Origin of the sequence: uncultured Ruegeria sp., assembly GCF_947497005.1 — a bacterium.
In the GTDB taxonomy this organism is placed as follows: domain Bacteria; phylum Pseudomonadota; class Alphaproteobacteria; order Rhodobacterales; family Rhodobacteraceae; genus Ruegeria.
This window is the reverse complement of record NZ_CANMFF010000002.1, coordinates 393,532-413,021: the sequence shown is the minus strand read 5'-3', so window position 1 is coordinate 413,021 and position 19,490 is coordinate 393,532. Positions and strand designations below refer to the sequence as shown.

Annotated in this window: 18 protein-coding genes and 1 tRNA gene; 7 read left to right on the top strand and 12 right to left on the bottom strand. The window is 56.8% G+C overall.

Going from position 1 to position 19,490, the window contains the following annotated elements; translation table 11 throughout:
* Position 1: 1 nt before the first annotated feature.
* A complete protein-coding gene (locus Q0816_RS04455; RefSeq protein ID WP_298848046.1) occupies positions 2-667 on the bottom strand; it encodes an alpha/beta fold hydrolase in 666 nt (221 codons plus the stop codon).
* Entirely contained in the window at positions 664-1,296 is a 633-nt protein-coding gene (locus Q0816_RS04450; protein WP_298848167.1) for a DNA-3-methyladenine glycosylase 2 family protein, read from the bottom strand. Before Q0816_RS04450 ends, Q0816_RS04455 begins: the two co-directional genes overlap by 4 nt.
* Positions 1,297-1,393: 97 nt before the next feature.
* On the opposite strand from Q0816_RS04450, the gene Q0816_RS04445 reads away from it, so the two are divergent.
* Complete coding sequence (locus Q0816_RS04445) at positions 1,394-2,620, top strand: MFS transporter (protein WP_298848045.1); 1,227 nt, start codon at positions 1,394-1,396, stop codon at positions 2,618-2,620.
* On the opposite strand, the gene Q0816_RS04440 is transcribed toward Q0816_RS04445, so the two are convergent.
* The 3 genes from Q0816_RS04440 to cysS are packed head-to-tail and all read right to left on the bottom strand — an operon-like array spanning position 2,621 to position 6,431.
* Positions 2,621-3,397: a squalene/phytoene synthase family protein gene (locus Q0816_RS04440; protein ID WP_298848166.1), complete on the bottom strand. Its 777-nt coding sequence runs from the start codon at positions 3,395-3,397 to the stop codon at positions 2,621-2,623.
* 2 nt (positions 3,398-3,399) lie between these two features.
* Entirely contained in the window at positions 3,400-5,034 is a 1,635-nt protein-coding gene (cimA, locus tag Q0816_RS04435; protein ID WP_298848043.1) for a citramalate synthase, read from the bottom strand.
* The gene (gene cysS, locus Q0816_RS04430; RefSeq protein ID WP_298848041.1) at positions 5,034-6,431 is read right to left on the bottom strand and encodes a cysteine--tRNA ligase; all 1,398 of its coding nucleotides are present in this window, start codon (positions 6,429-6,431) and stop codon (positions 5,034-5,036) included. Before cysS ends, cimA begins: the two co-directional genes overlap by 1 nt.
* Positions 6,432-6,650: 219 nt before the next feature.
* Between cysS and Q0816_RS04425 the strand changes: the two genes are divergently transcribed.
* Both Q0816_RS04425 and Q0816_RS04420 read left to right on the top strand, forming a co-directional pair.
* The gene (locus Q0816_RS04425) at positions 6,651-6,995 is read left to right on the top strand and encodes an MmcQ/YjbR family DNA-binding protein (RefSeq protein WP_298848039.1); all 345 of its coding nucleotides are present in this window, start codon (positions 6,651-6,653) and stop codon (positions 6,993-6,995) included.
* 57 nt (positions 6,996-7,052) lie between these two features.
* Positions 7,053-8,240, top strand: a complete 1,188-nt coding sequence (locus Q0816_RS04420; protein ID WP_298848038.1) for a pyridoxal phosphate-dependent aminotransferase — start codon at positions 7,053-7,055, stop codon at positions 8,238-8,240.
* A 6-nt stretch (positions 8,241-8,246) separates the two neighbouring features.
* On the opposite strand, the gene Q0816_RS04415 is transcribed toward Q0816_RS04420, so the two are convergent.
* A complete protein-coding gene (locus Q0816_RS04415) occupies positions 8,247-8,765 on the bottom strand; it encodes an outer membrane beta-barrel protein (RefSeq protein WP_298848036.1) in 519 nt (172 codons plus the stop codon).
* A gap of 416 nt (positions 8,766-9,181) precedes the next feature.
* On the opposite strand from Q0816_RS04415, the gene Q0816_RS04410 reads away from it, so the two are divergent.
* The gene (locus Q0816_RS04410; protein ID WP_298848035.1) at positions 9,182-10,726 is read left to right on the top strand and encodes a trimethylamine methyltransferase family protein; all 1,545 of its coding nucleotides are present in this window, start codon (positions 9,182-9,184) and stop codon (positions 10,724-10,726) included.
* A gap of 50 nt (positions 10,727-10,776) precedes the next feature.
* On the opposite strand, the gene Q0816_RS04405 is transcribed toward Q0816_RS04410, so the two are convergent.
* Positions 10,777-11,022 carry a hypothetical protein gene (locus Q0816_RS04405; RefSeq protein WP_298848033.1) on the bottom strand — a complete coding sequence of 82 codons (246 nt, stop codon included), beginning with the start codon at positions 11,020-11,022 and terminating at the stop codon, positions 10,777-10,779.
* Positions 11,023-11,566: 544 nt separating this feature from the next.
* On the bottom strand, positions 11,567-15,196 hold the full coding sequence (locus tag Q0816_RS04400) for a vitamin B12-dependent ribonucleotide reductase (protein WP_298848031.1): 3,630 nt from the start codon (positions 15,194-15,196) through the stop codon (positions 11,567-11,569).
* A gap of 543 nt (positions 15,197-15,739) precedes the next feature.
* Between Q0816_RS04400 and Q0816_RS04395 the strand changes: the two genes are divergently transcribed.
* A complete protein-coding gene (locus Q0816_RS04395; RefSeq protein ID WP_298848029.1) occupies positions 15,740-16,174 on the top strand; it encodes a hypothetical protein in 435 nt (144 codons plus the stop codon).
* A gap of 11 nt (positions 16,175-16,185) precedes the next feature.
* Here Q0816_RS04395 and Q0816_RS04390 read toward each other — a convergent pair.
* The 4 genes from Q0816_RS04390 to pdxH all read right to left on the bottom strand — a co-directional run bounded on the left by Q0816_RS04390 (position 16,186) and on the right by pdxH (position 18,034).
* A tRNA-Pro gene (locus Q0816_RS04390) sits at positions 16,186-16,262 on the bottom strand.
* A gap of 43 nt (positions 16,263-16,305) precedes the next feature.
* Entirely contained in the window at positions 16,306-16,773 is a 468-nt protein-coding gene (locus Q0816_RS04385) for a DUF192 domain-containing protein (protein ID WP_298848028.1), read from the bottom strand.
* Positions 16,774-16,779: 6 nt separating this feature from the next.
* Positions 16,780-17,307, bottom strand: a complete 528-nt coding sequence (locus Q0816_RS04380; RefSeq protein WP_298848026.1) for a cold-shock protein — start codon at positions 17,305-17,307, stop codon at positions 16,780-16,782.
* Between the two features lie 121 nt (positions 17,308-17,428).
* Complete coding sequence (pdxH, locus tag Q0816_RS04375; protein WP_298848025.1) at positions 17,429-18,034, bottom strand: pyridoxamine 5'-phosphate oxidase; 606 nt, start codon at positions 18,032-18,034, stop codon at positions 17,429-17,431.
* A gap of 135 nt (positions 18,035-18,169) precedes the next feature.
* Between pdxH and fabI the strand changes: the two genes are divergently transcribed.
* Complete coding sequence (fabI, locus tag Q0816_RS04370) at positions 18,170-18,976, top strand: enoyl-ACP reductase FabI (RefSeq protein WP_298848023.1); 807 nt, start codon at positions 18,170-18,172, stop codon at positions 18,974-18,976.
* Positions 18,977-18,980: 4 nt separating this feature from the next.
* Entirely contained in the window at positions 18,981-19,490 is a 510-nt protein-coding gene (gpt, locus tag Q0816_RS04365; RefSeq protein ID WP_298848022.1) for a xanthine phosphoribosyltransferase, read from the top strand.

Genomic DNA, 19,490 nt, shown 5'->3' with positions numbered 1-19,490 from the left:
TCTACAGGCTCAGCTTGTCGCGCATGAAGGCCAGCGCAACGCTCAGCCCATCCGGGGCGATACCATGGCCGGTACCCTTCATGATATGGGCATAGACCTCTTTGAATTCAGCGGCTTGCAAGGCTTCGGCAGCTTCGGGCAAAGACTGCGGCGGAACAACGTCATCGGCGTCGCCATGGACCAGAAGAACAGGCATTCGACTGACCGTTTCATCCGCCAGCAGATCAGGTTCCAGCAAACGCCCCGAAAAGGCGACAATCCCGGCCACAGGGTCTTCCCGACGGGGCGCGACGTGCAGGCTCATCATCGTGCCCTGGCTGAACCCAAACAGTACAACCTGTTCAGGCAACACGTCTTCATCCACCATGAGGGCGTCAAGAAAAGCGTTGAAATCGTCGACCGCCATTTCCATGCCCCGGCGGGCCTCTTCTTCGGAAGACCCATCGATCCACGGGATCGGGAACCATTGAAACCCATTGGGCATTCCGGCTATCTGCTCGGGCGCGTCCGGGGCCACGAACAACGTGTCGGGCAGATGCTCGCCCAAGGGATCCGCCAACCCCAGCAAATCAGCACCATTTGCGCCATAGCCATGAACGAACACCACAACCGAGCGCGTGTCGCCCGAAAAAGGCTCTTTCCGGAGCGCATTCAAAACCCGTGTCATCTGATCCCTTCTCTTTTCTTTGCAACCCGGTAATAGGCCCACAGAACCCGCGCCGCAACCGAGCGCCAGGGCGACCAGGCCTCGGCCAATTTGCGCAGTTCTTTGTCTGTTGGGCGATCAGGCAGATCGTAAAGGACGCGCGCTGCTTCCTGCAGGGCCAGATCACCGGGAGCGATCACGTCCGCACGACCCAGCGAGAACATGGCATAGATTTCTGCCGTCCAGACACCGATGCCAGAAACCTGCGTCAGTATATCAACAACATCTGCATCAGGTACATCGCGCAAGGCTTTGTAATCAATTCGAGCTTCGGCCAGAGCCCGTGCGTATCGGATCTTCTGTCGGCTCAACCCGACCGTCCGCAAATCATCATCCGTGGCCCACATGATTTTGCGCGGACCCGTCAGCTTAGCATCCTGAAGCCGTTTCCAGATCGCATTGGCCGAGGCCACGCTGACCTGCTGACTGACAATAGCGCTCAGCAATTGCGCAAATCCGTCCGGACGACGGCGCAGCGGCAAGGGGCCAGTCTGCTCCATTGCATACGCCATGCGTGGACAGGCACGGGCCAGCCACTCGGCCCCTTCCGCCACACAATCCGGCGTTTCGATGATGCGGCCTACGGACATGCAGACTCCCTGCTCGATAACATCCGGCACGTTAGGCGCATGTGACGCAGATGCAAGCCGCTTGTGCCGCAAAGGCTTAGCCGATAACCATTCGCTCATGACCATGAGCTCAACCCTTCCCGATGACCGTCAGGCCAAACGCAACGTCGCTGTCCTGGTGGCGGCACAGGCTATTCTGGGCGCCCAGATGCCCATGATGTTCATCGTCGGTGGGCTTGCGGGTCAGTCTTTGGCCTCAAATCCCTGTCTGGCAACGCTGCCCATTTCCCTGATTGTTCTGGGATCGATGCTGGCGGCCACGCCAATCTCAGCCATCATGCAGAAATGGGGACGTCGCGTTGGATTCCTGGTAGGGGCAACGGCCGGCGCATTGGGGGGGCTGATCGGTGCGTATGGCCTTTTCCTGGGCTCTTTCCCGATCTTCCTTGTCGGAAGCCTGCTGACCGGCATCTATATGAGCGCACATGGGTTCTACCGATTTGCAGCAGCAGATACGGCATCAGACAATTTCCGCCCCAAGGCGATTTCCTACGTTATGGCTGGCGGGTTGGCAGCCGCCATCATCGGTCCTCAGATCGTTAAGCTAACCTCCGAAGCTTATGTCATTCCATTTCTGGGAACTTATCTGGCCGTAATCGGCATCAACGTTCTGGGTTCGGCCCTGTTCTTCTTTCTCGACATTCCGACGCCTGCAAAACCCACAGCAGATGAACCCAAAGGGCGGTCGCGGCTGGAGTTGCTGAAAACACCGCGTATCGCCGTAGCGATCATTTGCGCCATGGTATCGTACGCGCTCATGAACCTTGTGATGACATCGACACCGTTGGCCGTTGTCGGATGTGGGTTCTCTGCCAACGATGCGGCCGACATTGTCACCAGCCACGTTCTGGCAATGTATGTCCCCAGCTTTTTCACAGGTCACCTGATCGCTCGGTTCGGAGTTGAAAAGATCGTGGCGTTGGGTCTGGCTATCCTTGCCACAGCGGGTCTGGTCGCCTTGCAAGGTGTCGAGCTCGGGAATTTTTTCCTCGCTCTCGTTCTTCTGGGCGTGGGTTGGAACTTTGGCTTCATCGGCGCAACAACCATGCTTGCCGCCTCGCATGAACCGCAGGAACGTGGCCGGATGCAGGGGCTGAACGACCTGCTTGTGTTTGGCGGCGTGACCTTGGCTTCGTTGGCTTCCGGAGGATTGATGAACTGCTCGGGCGGCTCCGCAATCGAAGGATGGACTGCCGTTAACCTTGCGATGATCCCCTTGCTGACACTGGCAGGTGGCGCCTTGCTGTGGCTGGTGTTGCGGCCTGCGGATCCGGCACGGGTCTGATCACCAGCGCCTGCTGGCAACAGTCCACATCAGCGACAAACGCTGCCGCATTTCACCCGGTTCAAGCGCACCCGCGGCGACCCGCTCGGGTTGGGAAATTGCCTGTTTCAAAACCCGCTCCGTCTGCCATCCTGCGTAAAGCGCCGGACGCGCCTCAGATGATACGTCTACCCGGTTCAGTCTGGCGTGATACAGCCGGTCCAGTGCAGATTGCGCCAAACGGCGCACCCCGTCCGGAGTCCCGTCCAACAGCGGTATACGCCCCCGTTTTTCCAGCTCTGGAATGGCGCGGAGCCAATTCGCAACCCCTGCAGCATACCCGAAATCACGCAACACATCCTCGTCCGCTGCTCCCAACGCCTGAGCTGATGCAACGAACAGTGACCCGGCGCTGTGGTTGATATACGCATCGAAATGCGCCTGATCTTCAAACGGATCCCGATAAATATCCCAACGCCTTACAGCGACATATTCGTCTAAAATACCAGCCAAGTGCGACGACAGAACTCTTGAAAGAGGCGTCACCACTTCATGCCTGCGGACGTTCGTCCCGTCGGCAATCTCCTGCAACGCATCGCGCCACCATTGCAGCCGCATCTCGGCAATCATGGTCTCCTGAGTCACCCACGGTGCGCGCGCAACTTCAACATTCAGCGCGTAGATCGGGAACAAGGCAGCGCGGGCCGCAACTGGTGCAGCCATCACAGCGCGGAATCGGTCGGGATCAGCCCTCTGCACCAGTGCGGCACAGGCTTTGACGTCATCGTCAAAGACCACACTCACTCGGCTGCTGCCTGTTGCGGATCGCAATCACGGACCAGTTTCCACTGGATCGCATCCAACAGCGCCTCAAAGGATGCATCAACTATGTTCGCGCTTACGCCTACGGTCGACCAGCGTCGCCCCTGACCGTCTTCGCTGTCGATGATCACGCGTGTCACCGCTTCGGTCCCGCCCTGTGTGATACGCACCTTGAAATCGACAAGGCGCATATCCGACAATATCTGCGAGTATTGCCCCAAGTCCTTGGCCAACGCCTTGGCCAGCGCGTTCACAGGCCCCCTGTCGCTGCCGGACTCGTCCATGGATTCACTGACGGACAGCTTCTTCTCGCCATCCACTTTCACAACAACGACAGCCTCGGACAGGCTGACCATCTTGTTGTATTTGTTCTTCCGCCGCTCAACGGTGACTTTATACCGCTTGACCTCGAAAAACTCGGGTAATTGCCCCAGTTCGTCCCGCGCCAGAAGTTCGAAACTGGCCTGCGCGGTGTCATAGGAATATCCATCCGCTTCGCGGGCCTTGATCCGTTCAAGGATTCGGCCCAACGCAGGATCACCGGCTTCGACGCTCAACCCGGCTTCGGTCAGGCGTTTGCGCAGGTTCGACTGACCAGCCTGGTTCGACATCGGAATGATACGTTCATTGCCGATATTTGCAGGGTCCACATGCTCATAAGTCGACGGGTCCTTGAGGATCGCGCTGGCGTGCAACCCCGCTTTATGCGCAAAGGCCGAGGCCCCAACATAAGCCGCCTGTTTGCTGGGAACACGGTTCAGGACGTCATCCAGCATCCGGCTGATGCGGGTCAATCCGGCCAACGCATCGAGGCTGACACCGGTTTCAAACTGCGACGCATAAGGTTCTTTCAGCAGCAGTGTCGGGATCAGGGCCGTCAGGTTCGCATTGCCACAACGCTCGCCCAATCCATTCAGCGTTCCCTGAATTTGCCGCGCACCAGATTCAACCGCCGCCAGCGAACACGCGACCGCATTCTCGGTATCGTTGTGAGTGTGAATGCCCAACCGATCGCCGGGCAGGCCTGCCGCGATCACCTCGGACACAATCCGGCCAACCTCGGACGGCAACGCACCGCCATTGGTATCGCACAGCACAACCCAACGCGCGCCCGCGTCAAGCGCGGCCCGGCAAACTTCTGTCGCGTATTCCGGGTTGTCCTTGTATCCGTCAAAGAAGTGTTCCGCATCAAACAGGGCTTCACGCCCCTGCGCCACGATATGCGCCACCGAGGCGCGGACGTTTTCGGTGTTCTCTTCAAGCGAGATACCCAGCGCATGGGTGACGTGATAATCATGCGACTTGCCAACCAGACATACGGCTTGCGTACCTGCATTCATCACGGCCGCAAGCACATCGTCATTCTCAGCCGAACGCCCTGCCCGTTTGGTCATTCCAAAGGCCGTCAGGCGGGCCGAGGTCTTTGGGGCCGCCTCAAAAAACGCGCTGTCGGTGGGGTTGGCACCGGGCCAACCGCCTTCGATATAGTCCACCCCCAATGCGTCCAGCGCCTGTGCGATCTGCACCTTCTCAGCGGTTGAAAATTGCACACCCTGCGTCTGCTGCCCATCACGCAGCGTTGTGTCGTAAAGATAGAGGCGTTCTCTGGTCATCAGACCTCCTCCAGCTTGGCCGCATCAAAGCCCGCGCCCGGCACCAGTTCAACACCTTCCTTGCTCATTCGAACCTCAAGCCCTGCCGCAAGATACGCCGCCTTCAGGCGATCGACCTCCGAGAAATCCTTGTTTTGCATTGCAGATGCGCGCGCCTTCGCCAAACGGTCCGCATGGGCGCTCAGGTCTATGGACGCCGTGTCCGCCCAACCTCCCATCTGAGGCAGCAGCAGGCCCAGCAATTGTGCGCTTGCCAGCAATCCCGCGGCGTCACCATCTGACGCCAGACGGTAAAGCTCGGCCATGGCACCTGCTGTGTTCAGATCGTCACTCAGCGCTGCGATCACTTCAGGTGCCGCGCTGGCAGCGGGTTCGATGCCCGATGTCAGCGCCCGCCACTTGCGCAGCGTCGCCTCTGCCTCACGGGCCTTCTTCTCGGTCCAGTCCATCGGCTTGCGATAATGCGTCTGCAGGAAAACGAACCGGATAACTTCGCCCGGAACGCCCTGCTCCAACAGATCATGCACGGTAAAGAAATTGCCCAAGGATTTGGACATCTTCTTGCCTTCGACCTGCAACATCTCATTGTGCAGCCAGACCCGCGCGAATTCACCATGCGGGTGCGCGCACTTGCTCTGCGCGATCTCGTTCTCGTGGTGCGGGAACATCAGGTCGTTGCCACCACCATGAATATCAAAGCTCTCGCCCAACAACTCATAGCTCATGGCCGAGCATTCGATGTGCCACCCCGGACGCCCCCGACCCCACGGGCTGTCCCAGCCCGGCAGTTCGTCGGTCGAAGGTTTCCACAGAACGAAATCCATCGGGTTCTTCTTGTAGGGTGCCACCTCGACCCGAGCACCGGCGATCATGTCATCGACCGAGCGGCCCGACAGCTTGCCATAGCTGTTCTTCCAACTGTCCACCGCAAACAATACGTGGCCCTCGGCGGCATAGGCATGGCCCTTGGCAATCAGGTCTTCGATCATTGCGATCATCTGGTCTATGTACTGTGTCGCGCGCGGCATCTCGTTGGGCTCTAACGTGCCCAACGCGCCCATGTCGTGCAGATACCAGCCGATGGTCTCATCGGACCGTTCCTGAACCAGTTGCTCCAGCGTGCCCTCTGCCCCAGCCTTTTTGCGCGCCAGCGCCGTGGCGTTGATCTTGTCGTCCACATCGGTGAAGTTGCGCACATAGGTCACGTGCTCTGCGCCATAGACATGGCGCAACAGACGATACAGCACGTCAAAAACAACCACCGGACGGGCGTTGCCCAGATGCGCGCGGTCATAGACTGTCGGGCCACAGACATACATCCGCACGTTATCAGGGTCGATCGGTAGGAAGTCTTCCTTCGTCCGCGTCCGCGTGTTGTGCAGCTTGATCGTCGTCATCGGTCGGGCTCCTCAGAAACAGCAAAGGCTTGCGCGTTGGCGCGGGCTTAGCAACTTGTCTCGGGGATGAAAACGAAAGAAACCGGCCCGCTTGATATATCAGCAGGTAATGCAGCAGATAATGATGCAGGTCACCGGGTTCATGACCCATCGGTTAGCATGGGTACCGCATTATGCCAAGCATTGAGTTTGCTCGAACGTTTCGGCACAGTGCCGGTCATGGACCGAGATTACATCAATTCAATCTGCAAGGAATTCCCCGGCGCCGAGTGTTCAGACCCCTGGGGTGGTGGGCATGACGCCTGGAAAATCGGTGGTAAGATGTTCGCCTGTATCGGTACAACAAATGATGGCGTCTCCGTCAAAACGCCCGACGTGGAAACGGCGCAGATGGTGATTGACGCTGGTGTTGGTGTGAACGCCCCTTATTTCCACCGCAGTTGGGTCCGCCTTCCGTTTGACGCGGAAACAGACGAAATGCGACATCGTTTGACAGTTTCTTATGACCTCGTCCGTGCATCATTGACAAAAAAGGTTCAGGCGACATTGCCACCGCGAAGCTGATTGACAAACGGCCAACGCTCTGCCCCATTCAGCGCAAAGCAATCCAGGGGCGATGTTATGAAATTGTCTGAACGCATCACGCAAATCACGGGCGGTGGCAGCGACGGTTGGGACGTGTTTTACCGGGCACGCCGGATGCTGAGCGAAGGACATGCCGTAACCGAACTGACAATTGGTGAGCATGACATCCGGACCGATCCTTCGATTCTACAGGCGATGGACCTTTCAGCCCGTAGCGGTCACACCGGTTATGCGATGGTGCCCGGCACGGATTTGTTGCGTGATACGGTCGCCGCGCGGGTTCAGACACGCACCGGCGTTCCGACCACGCGCAACAATGTCCTCATCACGCCGGGCGGACAGGCAGCCCTGTTCGCGGCACATATGGCCGTGTGCGACCCCGGTGATATTGGTCTGTTCCTTGACCCCTTTTACGCCACCTACCCCGGTACGATTCGAGGTGTTGGTGCCATTGCCCGCGCGGTTCAGACCACCGCCGAGGACGCCTTTCAGCCCAAGGCCGAGTGGATCGATGCGGTTGCAGATGGCGCGGTTTCGTTATTGATCAATACACCGAACAATCCGACCGGAGTGGTCTATTCCCATCACTCTCTAGAGGCAGTCGCCAAGGTTTGTCGACGCCATGACCTGTGGCTGATCTCGGATGAGGTCTATGACACGCAGGTCTGGGAGGGCGAACACCTGTCTCCACGTGCACTGCCAAACATGGCAGAACGGACGTTGGTGGTTGGCTCAATGTCCAAATCCCACGCCATGACGGGCTCACGATGTGGATGGATTGTCGGACCGGAAGAGGTCATCAGCCACCTGATCAATCTGGCCACGCACACCACCTACGGCGTACCTGGGTTTGTTCAGGATGCTTCCAGTTTCGCTCTGACCGCAGGGGCTGAACTGGAAGAGAAGATTGCCGCCCCATTCCGCCGACGCCGTGCCTTGGCAATGGATATACTGGCGGCACAAAACACCGTGGGATTGGTCCCCGCCCAAGGTGCCATGTATCTGATGCTGGATATCCGCGCGACCGGGCTGTCAGGTGAAGGCTTTGCCAACGCCCTGCTCGACACGCACGCGATTGCCGTTATGCCAGGTGAAAGTTTTGGTATGGCCACCGCCGGACACATTCGGGTCGCCATGACTGTGGATGATGAAAGATTCTCCAGCGCATTGAAAACATTGTGTGATTTCGCGACTCAACGTGCAAGACAACACGCGGCTGAGTAGATTTTCTTAAAAGCGGAACGTTGTGCGCAGATTAAAGACGTTCGAATCCAAACCGCCGGTGGATCGGGTGACATCGTCGAAGTCTTGCCGCAGAGCCTCGCCGCTAATGACAAAGTTCTCTCCAATCGGATAGGCGACGCCGATTCCGTAAACGGCAGCCGTATCGCTATCAACAGATGTTTCGGCCCGTGCTGCTCCGATGACGACATACCCCAGTGCGCTGCCAAAATCATACCCACCGCGCAGCTTCAATCGGGTCATGCTATCAAGACTGCCCTGAGATTGGCCGAGGTTCAGGGACAGGCGATTGTATTCGAGTTCACCGCCCAGAACGAAATTCCCGAAATCCTGATCATAGCCGAGATGCGCCCCAATAGCGGTGTCATCGCCGCTTGATCCGCCTGGCCCATCTGCATCTGCATAGCCAAAGCTGAACCCCGCGTAACCGCCTGTCCAATCCTCTGCCAAAGCCGGGTTAGCGCTTGCGATCAGGGCCGCAGCAATCAGAACGGAAAGAGGTTTCACAGTCGGGTTCAATGCATGCTCGCTCGGGCTTCAGATCAAGAGTCTGGACAGTACTTTATCTGGGATCGGCTTAGCCAGAATTCAATTCCAAGGTTGTAGAGCTCAAAAGTAAGTGAATGCAGTATAACAGATTTCTGCTAATGCGGGAGAAAAACTCGCCCAACTTTCCACCCGAGGCGTATTGGGCAAATATTCGCGGAAGTAATATCCACAGAGGTCGCAAACAGAACAGATTGCGTCGTTGCGTTTTGGAATTCTGGCTGAAGACGTTGAGAGGCAGAATGACAGACCACGATTGGAAAATCAGCCTGATCAGTCGCACCATTGGTGCGGACCGTGGGCGTGCCGCACGAGGGCGGCCTCATGGGTGCACGTTCTGACACCCTAAGACATCTCTCAACGACCGGATTATCAAAATGAACGACCAAACCCGCAGCACTACGCGCAGTGGTGGACGCGCCGCGCGTCGCGCCGCCCGCGCATCCGCACTGCCAGAACATCTGCGCCCCGTCCGCCCTGGAATGGAAGGCGGCGTTCTGAACGTTCTGACCCAGACACAGATCGAACGCATCCACCACGCGGCACTGACCGCACTTGAGACCATTGGTCTTGCCGACGCCCCGCAAAGCGGAATTGATTACCTGATCAATGCGGGCTGCACCTTGGGTGACGACGGCCGTATCCGTTTTCCACGCGCCCTTGTTGAAGATACGATTGCAAAAGCGAACCGGTCGGTCACTTTGTACAGCCGCGACGGTAAAAACGACCTGGAACTGGCGGGTACCAAAGTACATTACGGCACGGCTGGCGCTGCCGTTTCCATGGTCGACGTTCATGGACGCGAATATCGAGACTCAACCGTGCAAGACCTGCACGATGCCGCGCGCATCTGCCAACAGCTTGATAATATTCACTTTGTTCAACGCCCAATGGTGTGTCGCGATATCGCGGACAACCTAGAAATGGACCTGAACACGATTTACGCTGGCTGTTCCGGTACGTTCAAACATCTCGGCACGTCCTTTACCGAACCCAGCCACGTCGCCCCCTCGATGGAGATGATCTACATGATCGCAGGCGGCGAAGACAAATATCGCGCGCGCCCTTTTGTGTCGAACTCGAATTGCTTCGTCGTTCCACCGATGAAATTCGCGACCGAAAGCTGCGAAGTGATGGAGGAGTGCATAAAGGCCGGGATGCCGGTGCTGCTGCTGTCAGCGGGGATGGCCGGGGCCACCGCGCCATCGACCATTGCCGGAGCAATCGCCCAAGCCACCGCAGAATGCCTTGCGGGTTTGGTTTATGTAAATGCTGTAAGCCCCGGGGCTCCTGCAGTTTTTGGCACCTGGCCTTTTGGTCTGGATCTGCGAACAGGCGCAATGTCCATCGGTTCAGGCGAACAAGCCTTGCTGACGGCTGGTTGCGCACAGATGCACCGATTCTATGATTTGCCGGGAGGCGCAGCAGCCGGTGCGTCAGATTCGAAGCTGCCCGACATGCAGGCCGGATGGGAGCAGATGTGTTCGAACGTGATGGCGGGCCTGTCTGGGCTGAACATGGTTTACGAGGCTGCTGGCATGCACGCATCCCTGCTGGGTTTCTGCTTTGAAAGCCTCATCCTGAGTGACGATTTGATCGGACAGGCGCAGCGTTGCGTTCGCGGGATCGAGGTCACCGATGAAACCTTGGCGCTGGATCAGATTGCTTCGGTATGCATGGGTGGCCCCGGCCATTATCTGGGAACAGATGCGACGCTGAGCCGAATGCAGGCGGATTACGTCTACCCGACATTTGGCGACCGATCTTCGCCCAAGGAATGGGTTGAGCTTGGCAAACCAGATCTGGTGGAGAAGGCAACAGCACGCAAGGAAGAAATCCTGTCCGCGCCTTCTGTTGCAAAGTTCGACCCGCTTCTGGATGCGAAACTTCGCGAAAGGTTCAACATTCACTTGCCCGCGTAAAGTAATGAAAGGGCGGCCCGAAATACATCGGGCCGCCCGTTTTCTAAGCGCTACCCATTGCTGGGTGGCAGCAATCCCGCTTCCTGCGCGATCGCAATTTCATCCGCGTCCAACGCGCCGTCGCCGTTGGCATCCATGACCGAAAATGTATCGGCGTCGACCTCTGGCACGACGGACTGAACTTCCTCGATTGTCAAAACGCCATCACCGTTGGCGTCGGCGGCGGATTGGGCCAGAACCACGCCCGGCACGGCCAAAGCTGCGATGGATAGCCCTATCAAATAGTGCGGTTTCATTTCGATGCCTCCTGAACAAGTTGATTATGTTTGCGTCTAGACAGGACCCAGAAACACCAAGGCAGGTATAAACGTCACCCGCATTACGCGATTTTTGAAAATTCACGCCAATCTTTGCGTGTTTGGCCGAGTCGGGTTTGCGATAGACCGCCGGAAAAAACGGGTACGCCGAGTGTCGGCGGGTCTCGCCCGACGAAACATCTCCGATCCGGCAGAGTGGCGCTTATTTTGGGCGACTCGGAAACGCAAAAAAGAAAGGGGGCCGAAGCCCCCTGTCAGTTTCGCCTTCCAGGCTCATTTCGTTGACCGCCCGGTATTTTTTTGCCTGCGGCCTGGACTGCGCATGGGGCGAGCGCACCCGCCCCGTGAAAGAGTGGGAAAGAGCAAATATTCCGCCCCACCCTGTTCCCGGCCAACACGGGCATGTCGGCCGAGTGGAGAAAGGTCATTTGGTAAGTCTCAAACCTTTACTCCGTATTCGTCGGGGTCGGTAACCAAGGGCAGCGTCCGACCCCTACGCCCCGGGGTGCCGGGGCGTTATTCTTTAACTACACCCGCTTGTCGCGCCGCAGGTGTTGCACTTCATGCAAGTGCCGTTGCGCACCAGCGTGTAGTTGCCGCATTCGCCGCAAGGGTCACCTTCGTAGCCCTGCATCTTGGCTTTGGTACGGGCGTCCATTCCTGTAGACACTTCCCCCACAACGGTCATCTCAGTCTTGGCCTCAAACTGAGGCGCGGCCTCAGCCAAGCCGTTCAGTTCAGCTTGCCCTGCGTTGAACACGGCCAGGTCTTGCGGCAGGCGCTTGCGCAGATAGCCGGTTGAGCTGATTTGTTTCAGCACTTCCAAGGACTTGGACGCCGCAGTTTCACTGATCTCCGAGACGTTCGAGACACCTTCTTCCTCGCCACGACCCAAATCATCAAAGCTTGCGCCTTCGGGTTTCACATGGGCCAGATCGGTGCGGTCCAGATAAGACACGGCCAGTTCGCGGAAGATATAATCAAGGATCGACGTCGCGTTCTTGATCGAGTCGTTGCCCTGCACCATCCCTGCCGGTTCGAACTTGGTGAAGGTGAAGGCGTCGACAAACTCTTCCAACGGCACACCGTATTGCAGGCCGACCGAGACCGCGATGGCAAAGTTATTCATCATTGCCCGGAAGCCTGCGCCTTCCTTGTGCATGTCAATGAAAATCTCGCCCAGTTGACCGTCTTCGAATTCACCGGTCCGCAGGTATACTTTGTGGCCACCAACGATTGCCTTCTGGGTATAGCCCTTGCGACGATGCGGCAGTTTCTCACGATGGCTGCGAATGATCTCTTTGACCACAACCTTTTCGATCACCTTCTCGGCTAGAACGACGGCTTTTTCCTGAGACGAACCGCTTTCCAGAATTTCCGCCGCTTCGTCATCATCCTCGACCAGCGCTGCCGCCAGTGGTTGCGACAGTTTCGAGCCGTCACGATAGAGCGCGTTAGCTTTCACACCCAGCGACCAGCTGAGCTCATAGGCCTTCTGGCAATCCTCGATGGTCGCGTCATTCGGCATGTTGATCGTTTTACTGATCGCACCCGAGATGAAGCTTTGCGCCGCTGCCATCATGGTGATGTGGCTATCAACCCCAAGGAAACGCTTACCTTTCTTGCCGCACGGGTTGGCGCAGTCGAAGATCGAATAATGCTCTTCCTTCAGGTGCGGCGCCCCTTCCAGCGTCATGGTTCCGCAAACGTGGTCGTTGGCTGCGTCGATATCCGCTTTGGTGAACCCCAGATGGCGCAGCAGATCGAAAGTTGGATCGTTCAGCTTGGTGGCCGGGATGCCCAATACCCCGGTGCAGAAGTCCTCGCCCAGGGTCCATTGGTTGAAGACGAAGCGGATGTCGAATGCGCTTTCCAGCGCGGCGTCCACTTTGGCCAACTCATTCGGACCAAAACCATGACCGGTCAGTGAGGTGTGGTTGATCCCCGGCGCGTTGCCGATGGTGCCGTGGCCGACCGCGTAGCCCACGATCTCTTCGATCTGCGCCGAGGAATATCCCAGCTTTTCCAGCGCCGAAGGCACCGAGCGGTTTATGATCTTGAAGTAGCCGCCACCGGCCAGCTTCTTGAATTTGACCAGCGCAAAGTCCGGTTCGATTCCAGTGGTGTCGCAATCCATCACCAGACCGATGGTGCCTGTTGGGGCGATCACGGTGGCCTGCGCGTTGCGATAACCGTTCTTCTCACCAAGGCTCAGCGCTTCATCCCAGGCCGACATGGCCAGATCAACCAGACGTTTATCCGGGCAGTTGCCGTGGTCCAAAGGCACCGGCTTCACCGCCAGCTTCTCATAACCCTCGGTCACACCTTGCGACGCACGGCGATGGTTACGGATGACACGCAGCATGTGGTCGGCGTTGCGCTCATAACCTTTGAACGGGCCAAGCTCACCGGCGATCTCGGCCGAGGTTGCATAAGCCACACCGGTCATGATCGCGGTCAGTGCACCACAGATCGCCCGGCCCTCATCCGAGTCATAGCTGTAGCTCATATTCATCAGCAGGCCGCCGATATTGGCATATCCCAGACCCAGCGTGCGGAAGTCGTAAGACAGCTGCGCGATTTCCTTCGACGGGAACTGCGCCATGGTCACCGAGATTTCCAGCGTCAGGGTCCATAGACGCGAGGCGTGCATGTAATCGGCCGCCTGGAACTCACCGTCCTTGAGGAAGGTCAGCAGATTCATTGACGCCAGGTTACAGGCCGTGTCGTCCAGGAACATATATTCCGAGCACGGGTTCGAGCCGCGAATCTCACCGTCTTTGGGGCATGTGTGCCACTCGTTGACGGTGTCGTGGAACTGAATACCCGGATCGGCACAGGCCCAGGCCGCGTGGCCGACCTTCTCCCACAGATCGCGCGCTTTGACGGTGCGGGCGACCTTGCCATCGGTGCGGTTGATCAACTCCCAGTCGGCGTCTTTCTCGACAGCGTTCAGGAACGCATTGGTCACGCGGATCGAGTTGTTCGAGTTCTGACCCGAGACCGAGCTGTAGGCTTCCGAATCCCAGTCCGTGTCATAGGTCGGGAATTCGATACTGTCGTGACCCTGCTTGGCGTAATCCAGAACACGCTTGATGTAAGTCTCAGGGATCGCGACCTTTTTGGCCTCACGAACCGCCTTCTTCAGCGCGTCGTTTGCGTTGGGATCATAAGCGTCATCAGCAGAACCGTCCCATGTGCGAATGGCCTCGAAAATGCCGTTCAGCATCTTCTCGTGCATCTTCGAACCGGCAACGATCGAGGCCACTTTCTGCTCTTCAATCACCTTCCATTCGATGAATCTTTCGATGTCTGGGTGATCTGCATCGACGATTACCATCTTTGCTGCCCGACGGGTCGTTCCGCCTGATTTGATCGCGCCAGCGGCGCGGTCGCCGATCTTGAGAAAGCCCATCAGGCCCGAGGACTTGCCGCCACCCGACAGCGCCTCGCCTTCTGCACGCAGATGGCTGAAGTTGGTCCCGGTACCCGAGCCGTATTTGAACAGGCGCGCCTCGCGCACCCACAAATCCATGATGCCGCCTTCGTTCACCAGATCGTCATCAACGGACTGAATGAAACACGCGTGCGGCTGCGGATGTTCGTAAGCGGATTTCGATTTTGTCAGCTTGCCGGTCTTGTAGTCGACGTAATGGTGCCCCTGTGCAGGACCGTCGATCCCGTAAGCCCAGTGCAGGCCGGTGTTGAACCACTGCGGGCTGTTCGGCGCGGCGCGCTGCGTCGCCAACATATAGCGCATCTCGTCAAAGTAAGCGCGCGCGTCATCCTCGGTCGAGAAATAGCCACCCTTCCAGCCCCAATACGCCCACGCACCCGCCAGACGGTCGAAAACTTGCTTCGAGGATGTCTCCCCATCGAACTCAGCACCTTCTGCCGGGACCGAGCGCCACAGGAATTCGGGAACGTCTTTCTCTTTGACTTTTTTCAGCTTGGAAGGAACGCCAGCCTTGCGGAAGTATTTCTGCGCGATCACGTCGCTGGCCACCTGAGACCAGCTTGAGGGCACTTCGATATTGTCGAGACGAAAAACAATTGTACCATCCGGATTTCGAATCTCAGACGTTGCGGACACAAAATCCAGTTCTGCGTAAGCATCCTGATCTGGTTTGGTAAAATTTCTCTCAATCTTCATGTCCGCAGCCCTGACTAAAACAGCTCAATTTTCGATTCCCGACACCAAATCTTGTGTTGCAGGGTGTCGCCCGCAACGCCCAGAGAAGAGCTCGCAAAGGTATTGGTCACTGTCTGAGACAGTTTAAAAACCGCTATTGCGGTTGCACGTTAATCTTCTGTGCTTATCCGACCCTCGCCCGCTGCCTGTTCCGGTTTAGACACCAGATATTGTGGCATTCTCGTTGGCTCATACAATTTGGCGTATGTTACCATAGAAGGTCAACGCCCTTTTTAAGCCATTTTTGAAATCTTTTTTGTTGACCGGAGTGCAGCGGAAGCCTGCCCATCTGCAGGTCCCGATTCCTCCACAGCTTCGTCCACGGCAAATTTCCGCCGACATCTCGAAGTCTCAAAACGAATTCCCGTTTTTACCAGCATAGTTATCTGCATTTGATCAACCAACGCCATGCTGATTAAGGTGAAAAAGAATCATCTTCACTTGGTCTAGCTGACCCGCGATTTGCGCCGGATGGTTCACTCTGGTGTCAGAAGGTTCAAACGAATGAAGTTGTTCCACTTTTTCCCGGCTATCGCCTTCATCGTGGCTTGCACACCACAAGATGTGCCCATCGCGTCACGCAGCGCACAGTTCGAAACCTACCCTCAGCGGTTGTTCGATACGTTTGAAATCAATTGTTCCGGCCCCGGTGAATCTTTTGAGAAAACCGGGAATCGAACTTTTGAATGCAGCGAGTTCTTGCCCCCCAATGCGGCAGCCTACCTGATTCTGAATTATGATGGCCATCCTCAGGACCTCCCTCAAAGTGTCATACGTCTTACATCGACGAAGACAAACGTCGGATATCGCGTGGACGCACAGGTCTTCTTCAATGTGCCGCAAAAAACCGGCACTGCGGTCGAAGTTCCGGTTGAAAGTAAGGTCTTGGACCAAGCCATCAGCGAGCTCTACCAAACAATGGGAGGCTCGCTGAATTAGCTTGATGGAAGTGGTCGGGGCGGCAGGATTCGAACCTACGACCCCCTGTACCCAAAACAGGTGCGCTACCAGACTGCGCCACGCCCCGGACCGTGCGCCTTCCTAACGATGCCAATCTGATTTGAAAAGCCCTAACAGGGCCAAATTGCAGGACCCTGCGAAAAAATTTCGTGCTGCATCTGAGTGCCAGGCATAATTGAGTAACGAGCAGACAGCCCGGCATTGATTTCCAGCACTGCAAAAACGGAATCACCGCCTTCAATCGGCGTAAGATTCCCGGGAATCGCGCCTTCGTGCACACGCGTCACTTTGCCTGTGCGATCCAGAAAAATCATATCGAGCGGAATCAGCGTGTTCTTCATCCAGAACGCAACAGGCTGCGGCGGATCAAATACGAACAACATACCGGATCGATTCGGCAACGACTCGCGAAACATCAACCCACGGGAGCGTTCCTGTGGTGTGATCGCGACTTCGACGTCAAAGCGCACTGTCGCACTGTCGTTTCTAAGAGTGACTCGGTCTGTCGTGCACGCAGCGAATGCCACTTCTGTCCATAGCGCAAAAACAAAAGTCGAAAGTAGCAGAAGCCGTTTCATACGTATTTAGCCGTCCAGTGCAGCTTCCCAGGCCAGAACCTGTGCAGCCATTCGGCCTCGTTTTCCGTCGATTACCCGCATTGCCAGCGCTTCGCCGGGCTGAAGGTCGGCAAGCCCCGATCGGCGCAACACCTCGATGTGAAGGAAAACATCTTCGTTACGCCCAAAGACGTTTGCGAATCCAAAGCCCTTACCTTTGTCGAACCATTTCACCCGTGCAGCTTCCAATGGCGCTTCTGCGATAACCACCGGATCCAGCTCGGCGAAATCGGCGAGCATCATCGAGTCGGTCCGCGCCGGTGGATCAATGGCGACCACCTCAACCGCCTGAACACCGCGGTCCGTGCGATGAGTCATGATTTCGATACCGGCGCCATCCGCAACCGAGCTTTGGCCGAAATTGCGCAGAACATTCACGTGCAACAGAATATCCGGGCCACCATCGTCAGACACGACAAAGCCATAACCCTTGGCAGGGTCGAACCATTTTACGTGTCCGCGGACGCGATACATATTGTTCAGGTCTTCTGGCACGGTTTTCCCATCGCGAAATTTTGCAGTTCGTTAAGGGTTTGTTGTTTATGGGAATGGCAGGCAAATTCAAGCTGAAAAAACTGTTTGATTTCTGCTTGTTGCATTTCACGACACGTGAACGTCATGGATTCAACCTCTCAACATGCCATGCCGATCCCGGCTCAATTCGTTGCCATCTGAACCGGTCATGCAGGCGAAACGCCCCATCGGCCCAGAATTCAATTTCTGTCGGCGTCAATCTGTACCCGCCCCAGAATGAAGGACGTGGCGGATTCGGTCCCAGTTTCGCCGTCACCTTCGCGACCTCTGCCATCAGAGCGGCGCGACTGGAAAGCGGTTGCGACTGTTTCGACGCCCAGGCCCCCAGACGGCTTTTTAGTGACCTCGACGCATAATATTCATCGGCCTGGGGCCCGTTTTCGCGGGATATTGTACCACGAACACGAAGCTGACGCCGCAAAGATTTCCAATGCATGACAAATGCAGCTTTTCCTGCTGAATCCAGCTCGTTCGCCTTGGCGCTTTCATAGTTTGTATAAAACACGAACGAATCCGCTTCGATATCCTTCAGCAGCACCATACGGGCATTTGGCAATCCATCTGGATCAACGGTTGCCAGCGCAATCGCATTCGGATCGTTCAATTCTTTGTCTTCCGCCTCAGCAAGCCACCGAGCCGCTATTTCAAACGGATCGGAGCCAGCAAAGATGCCATCACGCTCGGTCATTTCCATCCCCTGGAAAGTATTAACACCGAACCTAAGGCGAGAACCCGCTGCGGGCAAGAGCGCACGGCCTTGAAGCAACGCTACCAATGGCATAAACCAACTCAACATAACGCGAAGACAGGCGGAGAACCAAACATGTCAAATCAGTTGATGGCCGGCAAACGCGGCCTCATCATGGGACTGGCCAATGACAAATCAATCGCATGGGGAATCGCCCGCGCCTTGTCGAATGCCGGGGCCGAGCTGGCCTTTTCCTATCAGGGCGATGCATTGAAAAAGCGTGTCGACCCGCTGGCGGCGCAATTGGGCAGCGAAGTTGTTTTGCCCTGTGATGTCAGTGACGAAGCATCAATTGATGCGCTTTTCACAGCACTGGAGGAGAAATGGGGCAAACTGGACTTCGTCGTTCACGCCATTGGCTTCTCTGACAAGAACGAGCTTCGCGGACGTTACGTCGATACCAGCCGGGCAAATTTCAAGCTGACGATGGATGTGTCGGTTTATTCCTTCACAGCCGTGATGCAGCGTGCTGAAAAGATGATGGCGGATGGCGGCAGCGCTGTGACACTTACCTATTATGGCGCCGAGCAGGTCATGCCACATTATAACGTGATGGGCGTTGCCAAGGCCGCGTTGGAGGCATCTGTCAAATATCTGGCTGAAGATCTGGGTAAAGACGGTATCCGTGTGAACTCGATTTCAGCGGGTCCGATCAAAACACTGGCCGCCAGCGGCATCGGTGATTTCCGCTATATCATGAAGTGGAACGAATATAACTCACCCCTGCGCCGCAACGTGACAATCGACGATGTTGGCAACTCGGCGCTGTATCTGTTGTCAGATCTGTCCAGCGGTGTAACGGGTGAAAACCTGCATGTGGATTCGGGTTATCACATCGTCGGCATGAAGGCCGTTGACGCCCCCGACGTGGAAAAAGGGTAAGAATATGAGCGCCAAGGACCGCCTGCCCCACGAAAAAGGCTTTCACATCAGCTGGGACCAGATCCATCGCGACTCGCGTGCACTGGCCTGGCGCCTGGACGGGCAAGGCCCCGATGAAGGCAACTGGCGCGCCGTTGTGGCGATCACCCGCGGGGGAATGGCCCCTGCAATGATTGTCAGCCGCGAGTTGGATATTCGTACCGTCGATACGATCAGCGTGCGATCCTACCATCACCAGGAACAAGGCGAAGCCGAAGTACTCAAGGCCCCTGACGCCGATCTGATGGGGGACGGAACCGGTATTCTTGTTGTTGATGATCTGGTGGACAGCGGTAAAACGCTGGAGCTGGTTCGGGACATGTATCCGAACGCACATTTCGCGACGGTCTACGCAAAACCCAAGGGACGTCCGATGGTGAACACGTTCATCACCGAAGTCAGTCAGGACACATGGATCTTCTTCCCGTGGGATATGGCTCTTCAGTATGTCGAGCCCTATCGCGGCACCGATTGA